We start from the raw sequence: 7,170 nt of genomic DNA, 5'->3' as shown, positions 1-7,170 counted from the left end.
GCCGCAGACCCGGCATGGCGCCGGGGGAGAGCATCCGCATCCGGCGGGCCAGCGAGACCACCGAGGGCACCGAGAACCAGTGTGTGATCCGTCGTTCGTTGACGAACCGCACCGGCGTCAGCACCTCGTCGGGCTGCGGCACCACGAGCGTGGCGCCGCCGCCCCAGGCGACGAACATGTCGAAGACGGACGGGTCGAAGGTCAGGTCGAAGGTCTGCGACAGCCGGTCGCCCGGGCCGACCGGGTAGCGGTCCCGGCAGCACGTGAGGAACGCGTCGACGTTGCGGTGCCGGATCGGCACGCCCTTGGGTCGCCCGGTCGAGCCGGAGGTGAACAGCAGGTACGCCACGTCGTCCGGCGCCACCGGGGCGGCCGGCGGCGGGACGCCCGGCGCGCCGTCGAGGCGTACGGTCACGGCGTCGCCCGCGACCTGCGCCGCCGTCGCGGCGCCGGCGTCGTCGACCACCAGCGCGTCCACCCCCGCGTCCCGGCACAGCCGGGCGGTGCGGGCCGGTGGGAAGGCCGGGTTGAGCGGCACCACCACCGCTCCGGCGCGCAGCGCGGCCAGATAACCGGCGTACGCGGGCAGGCTGCGGGCGGCCAGCAGGCCGACCGCGCGCGGGCGTCGGCCCACCTCGGTGTGGATCCGGCCGGCGAGGCCGTCGGCGAGGTCGCGCAGCCGGCGGTAGGTCACCGGCTCCCCGCCGACCTCCAGCGCGACCGCCTCCGGCACCCGTGCCGCGGTTCGCTCGAACCACTGGTAGAGACTCACGGCGTAGCTCCCTTCGCTGTGCTGTCGTCGATCGGCGTCCCGCCGCCACCGGGCGCGGGACGCCCTCAGGTCACCGCGCCGGCCAGCTCGTCGGCGTGGTCGGCGATGCCGGCGAGCATCGCTCCGGTTGCTCCACCGGCGATGCCGAACATGGCCGCCTCGGTGCGCAGCTGCGCCTCCCCGCCGTCGCGGAACGCGTCCGCGCCGCGCAGGCGCACCGCCTCGGCGGCGACCCGGTCCACGGTCTCGGCGGCGCTGACCTTGAGCAGCATCCCGGTGACCGCGGACGGGACGGCCGCCGGCGCGTCCAGCAGCGGCGCGCACAGCGCGTCGAGCTGGTGCGTGGCGACCAGGCACCGGGCGTACCGCTCGCGGACGGCCGGGCGGTCCCACAGCGTGCCCGCCCCGGCCGGCCGGCGCCGCAGCCAGTCGCGCAGGCCCGCCAGCATCCGGTGGCACATGGCCCGGGCCCACAGTGCCCCGGCGACCCGTTCGACGCCGACCTGCCGGGCGAACCCGGCCAGCGCCCGGCCGGGGCGGCCCAGTACGGCGTCCGGGGCCAGCGCCACGCCGGCGAAGCGCAGGTGGCCCACGCCGGACCCGGCGAACGCCCGGCCGGCGGATCCGACTGTCACGCCGGGCGCGTCGGCCGGCGCCAGCACCCAGCAGAAGCTGGTGAAGTGCCGCGCCTCGCGGTGCCGGGCCAGCACCAGCGCCGCGTCGCAGCTCGTCGCGTTGGTGATCCAGTCCTTGCCACCGTCCAGGACGGCGCCGTCGTCGCCCAGCTTCACCCGGGTCGTGGCGTCGAGCAGGTCCGATCCCGACCCGGCGGCGTCGGTGACGGCCAGCGCCACCACGGTCTCGCCGCGCAGCATCCCGCGTCGCGCGCGCTCGGCCGGCCCGGTCGCGCCGGCCAGCAGCGGCAGCACCGTGGCGACCTGGACGCAGACCGACAGCGTCACGCCGAGCGGGCACCGGGCGTCCAGCTCGGTGAGCAGGGCCGACAGCCGCCGGGGGTCGGGCTGGACGCCGTCGGCGTAGAGCGCCTCGATGGTCCCGGCGGCGCCCAGCGCGCGCCACACCGCACCCGGGTCGGTGGGGTCCACGCCGGACAGCGCGGCGCCCGCCGGGGCGGCGTGGTCCCCGGCCGACGTCGGTGTCGCCCTCGGCTCAGGCAAGACGCACCCCCGGGTCGCGCAGTGACAGCGCCCCGTTCGCCAGGCGCAGCCGGTCGTTCGCGTAGTTCAGCGAGGCCGAGCGCAGATCCCGGAACGTGCGCTCCAGCGCCAGCGGCGAGTCGGTCAGGTAGCCGTGGCGCAGGCCCGCCAGCTCGACCAGTTCGTGCGCGGCGGCGAAGGACTCCTCGGCCGCGCGGATCTTCAGCGTGTTGAGCAGCAGTTGCACCGGCGCCGCCGACATGTCCGGCGCGTCGGTGACCACCGAGACGGTGTGCCGCAGCAGCGCGTGCGCCGCGTCCAGCCGGGCCCGGATCCCGGCCAGCCGCAGCAGCACCAGCTCGGAGGAGGGGGCGAACTGCCGCCGTCCCGCCTCGCTGCGGGCGTGCCGCAGCACCCGGGCGTACGCGCCGGCCGCCGCCCCGATCCAGGCCGCCGCCCAGCCGACGTGCGCCAGCGGCGCGAAGACAGTGGTGGCGATCTCCCGGAACCCGCCGTGTTCGCCGATCACCTGCCACTGCGGCACCGCGCCGCGCAGCCGCATCGGGACGCTGTGCGTGGCCCGCATGCCCAGCGGGCGCCACCCGCCGGTGACCTCGACCTCCACCTGGTCCCGGTCGGCGTAGACCAGGTCCACCTGGGCCGCCGAGCCGGCGCCCGGGGCGCGGGTGGTGATCAGGAAGGCGTCCGCGTACGGGCCGCCGGTGACGATCGGGGCCTGCCGGTCGACGCGCAGCATCTCGCCGTCGTGCTCCAGCGCCGACTCGGCGGTCAGCAGGTGACCGCCCTTGCCGGCCTCGGTGGTGACCGAGCCGAGATACCGCTCGCCCCGGGCCACCGACGGCAGCACCTCGGCGCGCAGCTTCTCCCCGCCGTACGCGGTGATCGCGGCGACCTGCTGGCAGTGCATGGCGAAGACCATCGCCACCGACATGTCCACCCGGCCCAGTGCCAGCGTGACGTCGACCAGATCCGGCAGGGTCCCGCCGGCGCCGCCCTCGGCGACCGGGACCAGCAGCCCCAGCAGCCCGGTACGGCGCATGGCGGCCAGCGCCTCGGTGGGGAAGGCTGCGGTCTCGTCGGCCTCCCGGGCGTGCTCCGCCGCGATCTCGGCGACGGTCTCGACGGCCGGGGCGTACCCGGCGACGGCCGTCATCGGGAACCACCACCGACCGGTGTGCGCAGCTCCTCGACCACGCCCCACAGCCCGCCAGCGGTGGCGAACGTGGAGTCGACCAGCTTGTCGTCGGGCACGGCGACCCCGAACGTCTCCTCGATGGCGAACAGCAGCTCGATCTCGCGCATGGAGTCCAGGCCCAGGTCGCGCAGCCGGGCGTCCTCGGTGATCTCCTCCTTGCCGGCGAACTTGAGGAACGGCCGGAGCAGCTCGGTGAATTCGGTGTTCATGACGTCACCTTTCTTCTCGTGGTTCGTCAGTGGCTCCCGGCGCGTCGACCGGGTGCCGTGTCAGGGTCAGCCGGGACGTCTCGACGACGCGGTCGCCGTCGCAGACGACCTCGACCGGCGCCGGGTGGCCGAGGAAGGCCAGCAGGCTCGCCGAGAGCCCGTACGCCCCGACGTTCGGCACGGCGAGCACGTCGCCGGGCCGTACGTCGGGCAGGCTCGCGGCTCGGGCCCAGGTGTCCAGCGGCGTGCACAGCGGCCCGGCGACGATCGCGGCCTCCAGTGGCGCGCCGTCGCGGTCGTCAGCGGCGTGCAGGGCGGGCACGAGCGGCGGCAGCCGGCGCAGGCCGGACATCCCGCCGAGGTGGTTGATGCCGGACTCCAGCACCACCACCGGCGTGCCCTGCGACCGCTTGACGTCCAGCACCCGGGTCAGCAGCGTGCCGGCGGTGGCGGTGAGGAACCGTCCCGACTCGAAGGCCACCGCGGGCGCGCCGTCGCGCCAGCCGGGGAAGAGCCCGTCCAGGGCCGGGCCGACCCGGTCGGCGAGGCCGGTCAGGTCCGCGTTGTGGCCGGGCCGGGCGAACGGCGCGCCGAAGCCGCCGCCGAGGTCGAGCAGGGTCAGGTCGATGCCGAGCAGGTCCCGCAACCGCCGGGCGGTACGCGCCGCGGCGGTGAACTGGGACACCAGCGCGTCCACCGAGTCGACGTTGCTGCCGGTGTAGAGGTGGAACCCGCGTACCGGGGCCGACGGGCGGGAGCGGAACCGGTGCGGTTCCCGCTCGATCCAGTCGGCGTCGGCGCCGAACTGGGACGCGACGCCGGTCATGGTGAGCCCCTGACCCGGGTTGGGCACCCGGTCGTTGACCCGCAGCAGGCAGCGCAGTTCGACGCCGTGCGCGGCGGCGATCCGGTCGGCCTGGTCCAGGCCCTCGGGAGAGTCGACGGAGAACCAGCGGACCCCGGCACGCACCGCCTCGGTCACCTCGGCGTCGCGCTTGCCCGGTCCGGTGTAGAGCATGCGGTCACCCGGCACGCCGGCCCGCAGCGCCGCGGCCAGCTCGCCCGGCGAGCAGATCTCCGCGTCGCAGCCGGCGGTGTGCAGCGCCGCGACCAGTGCCGGGTGCGGGTTGGCCTTGAGCGAGTAGAACAGCCGGCTCGGCGCGGGCAGCGCAGCGACCAGGGCGGCGTGGCTGGCGCGTACCCGGGCCAGGTCGTAGCGGTAGGCCGGGGTGTCGAAGGGCAGGTCAGCCATTGTGCTCACCCGCCAGCCGGGCCAGCGCCCGCCGGTCCACCTTGCCGTTGCCGGTGAGCGGCAGGTCGGGCAGCACGACGCAGCGCGCCGGCACCTTCATCTCCTCCAGCTGCTCCCGTAGCCGGCGCAGCACGTCGGCGGGGGTGAGCGCGGCCACCACGAACAGCGTCGCGCCGTCGTGGCCGTCGGCCGGCGGCAGCACCCCGGCCGCGGCCACGCCGTCGACCCGGTACGCCGCGGCCTCCACCTCGGTGGCGCTGACCCGGGGGCCCTTCTCCTTGGAGTCGTCGGCGCGCCGGCCGGCGAAGTGGACGTACCCGTCGTCGTCCACGTGGCCGTGGTCGCCGGTGTGCAGCCACTGTGAAGATCTCGGTGCCGGGCAGCGCCCGCCCGCAGGCGCCGGGCCGGCGCAGGTCGGCGTCCGGCGGCATGATCGCCGCGCGTTTGCACTCGGTGAGGCCGAACATGAGCTGGACGCTCAGGCCGGGCAGCAGCCGGCGCAGGCCGGCCAGCACCTCCGGGGGCATGGCGGCGCCGGTGTTGGTGAGCAGGCGCAGCGGCGGGCGCGGCGCGCCCGCCCGGCCGAGCAGCCGCAGCAGGTTGATCGCCAGCGACGGCACGCAGGGCAGCACCGTGGCGCCGGACTCGACCAGGCTCACCAGCAGGCGGCCACCGGTCTCCGCGCTGTCGCCCAGGCGCAGCCGGGCGCCGGCGACGGTGCTGAGGAAGATCTGGTAGAGGCCGTAGTCGAACGACGGCGGCAGCAGGACGTGCACCACGTCGTCGGGCCGGTAGCGCAGCTCCGACTGGATCGCCCGGACGGCGAACGTGACCTGGGCGTGCGTGGAGACCACGGCCTTCGGCATGCCGGTGCTGCCGGAGGTGTAGATCAGGCAGACCGGGTCGACGGCGAGCGGGGCCGGGCCGGTGGGCGCGTCGCCGATCGCCGTGGCGGACGCGGCGTGCCGCGCCTCGGCCGCGCCTCGCACCGGGACGCCGCGGGCGCGGGACAGGCCGGTCAGGACCGGGTCGTCGGTGAGGACCAGGACCGGTTCGGCGTCGTCCAGCACGTGGGCGAGGGCGACCTCGGGGGCCGGCGTCCGGAGAACGACGAAGACCGCGCCGGTACGGGCGACCGCGTACAGCAGCGCCGGCAGCGTCGCGTCGGCGGGCAGCGCCACCAGCACCCGGTCGCCGCGCCGGACGCCCTGCCCGCGCAGCCAGCCGGCCAGGCGCAGACTGTCGGCCCGCACCTGACGGTACGTGCGCTCGACGGTCCCGTCCCCGGCGGCGGGCGCGTCGGGGCGCGCGCCGGCGGTGCGGTCCAGCAGGTCGTGCAGCAGTTCGGCACTCATCGGGCACCTCCGGTGGCGGCGCCGAACATGGCGCACAGGGAGCCGACGTCGCGCAGGTCGGCCGCGGAGAGCGCGGTGGCCGGAACCTCGACGCCGAGCCGCCGCTCGACCCGGTCGATGACGTCCACCAGCCGGAACGAGTCGAAGCCGGGAAGCTCCCGGAGCACGTCGGTGGTGCGCAGCGTCGAGCCGTCCAGGTCCAGGGTTTCGCCGAGCGCGCCGAGCACCGCGGCGCGTACGCCCTCTCCACCTGCCGGGTCCGGCGCGGGCGGCACGGCGTCGTGGCCGGGCGTGGCGGCCGGTTCGGCGATCGACTCCAGCGCGTCGAGGTGGTCGGAGATCAGCTCGCCGAGCGCGTCCGCCAGTTCCGGCGCGGCCGGCCGGCCCGCCTGGGCCCGTCGCAGCGCCACGTAGCTGCGCGTGGCGAGCTGCTGCCAGCGCGCGGCCTGCCCGGCCAGCGCGGCGGCGGCCTCCGGCGCGACCGCCGCGAGCCAGCGTTCGTGCAGGTCGCGGGCGCGGGCCAACAGCCAGACGTCGAGCACGAAGCGGTGCAGCCCGGACACGGTGTCCAGGGCGGCGCCGGTGCGGTCCAGGTAGCGGGCGATCTCCGGGCGGGCCCGGCGAGCCCGGGCGGCGTTGCCGGCGAGCATGGCGGGCACGTCGATCGCCGGCGCCGGGTGCGCTGTCACCGCCAGCGTGTGCGCGCCGCCGGCCAGCGCCGCGTCGAACGCGGCGGTGGGCAGCCGCCACACGCCGGGCCGCGCGGGGCCCCAGGCGGTGTCGTTGTGGTACGCGTCGACCACTGTGACCTGATCCGGCCCGGCCTCGGTGGCGAGGAAGCTGTGCCGCATGTGCTCGTGCCCGTGGTAGGGACACCACGGCAGGTCGTACGCGTCGGCGGTGACGTAGAGCGGCTGGCCGGGCGCGCACAGGCGGCGGACCTGCGGGCCGTCGAGCTGCATCCACCGGCCCTCGACGCGCAGGCCCAGCAGGTCGACCGCTTCGGCGGCCCGGTCGTCCGAGGTCGCCTCGACGGAGATCAGAGCGTCCTGATCCCGGGTGCGGAACCCGTACCGGGCGCCGAGGGCGAGATGGCTGCCGGACCCGTTCGCGTAGTCGGCGAGCAGAGCGAAGCTCGTCTGGAGACAGTCCAGCGCGGTCGCGTGCAGACCGGTCAGGATCGGCGTCCACACCGGATCCGTGCTCGGC

Annotated in this window: 7 protein-coding genes and 1 pseudogene; all 8 read right to left on the bottom strand. The window is 76.1% G+C overall.

Annotated elements, in window-relative coordinates:
- Positions 1-772 (bottom strand): AMP-binding protein (locus KBX39_RS18250; RefSeq protein ID WP_210871667.1); only part of this gene is annotated, 772 nt, incomplete at its 3' end.
- Between the two features lie 65 nt (positions 773-837).
- Entirely contained in the window at positions 838-1,950 is a 1,113-nt protein-coding gene (locus tag KBX39_RS18245; RefSeq protein ID WP_113972934.1) for an acyl-CoA dehydrogenase family protein, read from the bottom strand.
- Positions 1,943-3,103 carry an acyl-CoA dehydrogenase family protein gene (locus KBX39_RS18240; RefSeq protein ID WP_210871665.1) on the bottom strand — a complete coding sequence of 387 codons (1,161 nt, stop codon included), beginning with the start codon at positions 3,101-3,103 and terminating at the stop codon, positions 1,943-1,945. Before KBX39_RS18240 ends, KBX39_RS18245 begins: the two co-directional genes overlap by 8 nt.
- Entirely contained in the window at positions 3,100-3,354 is a 255-nt protein-coding gene (locus KBX39_RS18235) for a phosphopantetheine-binding protein (protein ID WP_064445644.1), read from the bottom strand. The genes KBX39_RS18240 and KBX39_RS18235 overlap by 4 nt, the downstream gene beginning before the upstream one ends.
- Before the next feature lie 4 nt (positions 3,355-3,358).
- Positions 3,359-4,606 (bottom strand): type III PLP-dependent enzyme, encoded by a 1,248-nt coding sequence (locus KBX39_RS18230; protein WP_210871663.1) that lies wholly within the window; start codon positions 4,604-4,606, stop codon positions 3,359-3,361.
- A complete protein-coding gene (locus KBX39_RS33405) occupies positions 4,599-4,808 on the bottom strand; it encodes a hypothetical protein (RefSeq protein ID WP_312247455.1) in 210 nt (69 codons plus the stop codon). The genes KBX39_RS18230 and KBX39_RS33405 overlap by 8 nt, the downstream gene beginning before the upstream one ends.
- A 184-nt stretch (positions 4,809-4,992) precedes the next feature.
- Positions 4,993-5,961: pseudogene (locus KBX39_RS18225) on the bottom strand (class I adenylate-forming enzyme family protein); the annotation flags it as partial.
- The coding region (locus tag KBX39_RS18220) for an acyl carrier protein (RefSeq protein ID WP_210871661.1) at positions 5,958-7,170 on the bottom strand (1,213 nt) is incomplete at its 5' end. The gene KBX39_RS18220 and the pseudogene KBX39_RS18225, both read right to left, overlap by 4 nt.

Origin of the sequence: Micromonospora sp. D75, from assembly GCF_018070405.1 — a bacterium.
GTDB classification, from domain to species: domain Bacteria; phylum Actinomycetota; class Actinomycetes; order Mycobacteriales; family Micromonosporaceae; genus Micromonospora; species Micromonospora chalcea.
Note: the sequence above shows the minus strand (reverse complement) of the source record. Positions and strands in the feature narration are given on the sequence as shown.

Coding starts and splice junctions, on each gene's coding strand:
- KBX39_RS18240 (WP_210871665.1), bottom strand. CDS start 3,103: ATGACGGCCGTCGCCGGGTACGCCCCGGCCGTCGAGACCGTCGCCGAG.
- KBX39_RS18235 (WP_064445644.1), bottom strand. CDS start 3,354: ATGAACACCGAATTCACCGAGCTGCTCCGGCCGTTCCTCAAGTTCGCC.
- KBX39_RS18230 (WP_210871663.1), bottom strand. CDS start 4,606: ATGGCTGACCTGCCCTTCGACACCCCGGCCTACCGCTACGACCTGGCC.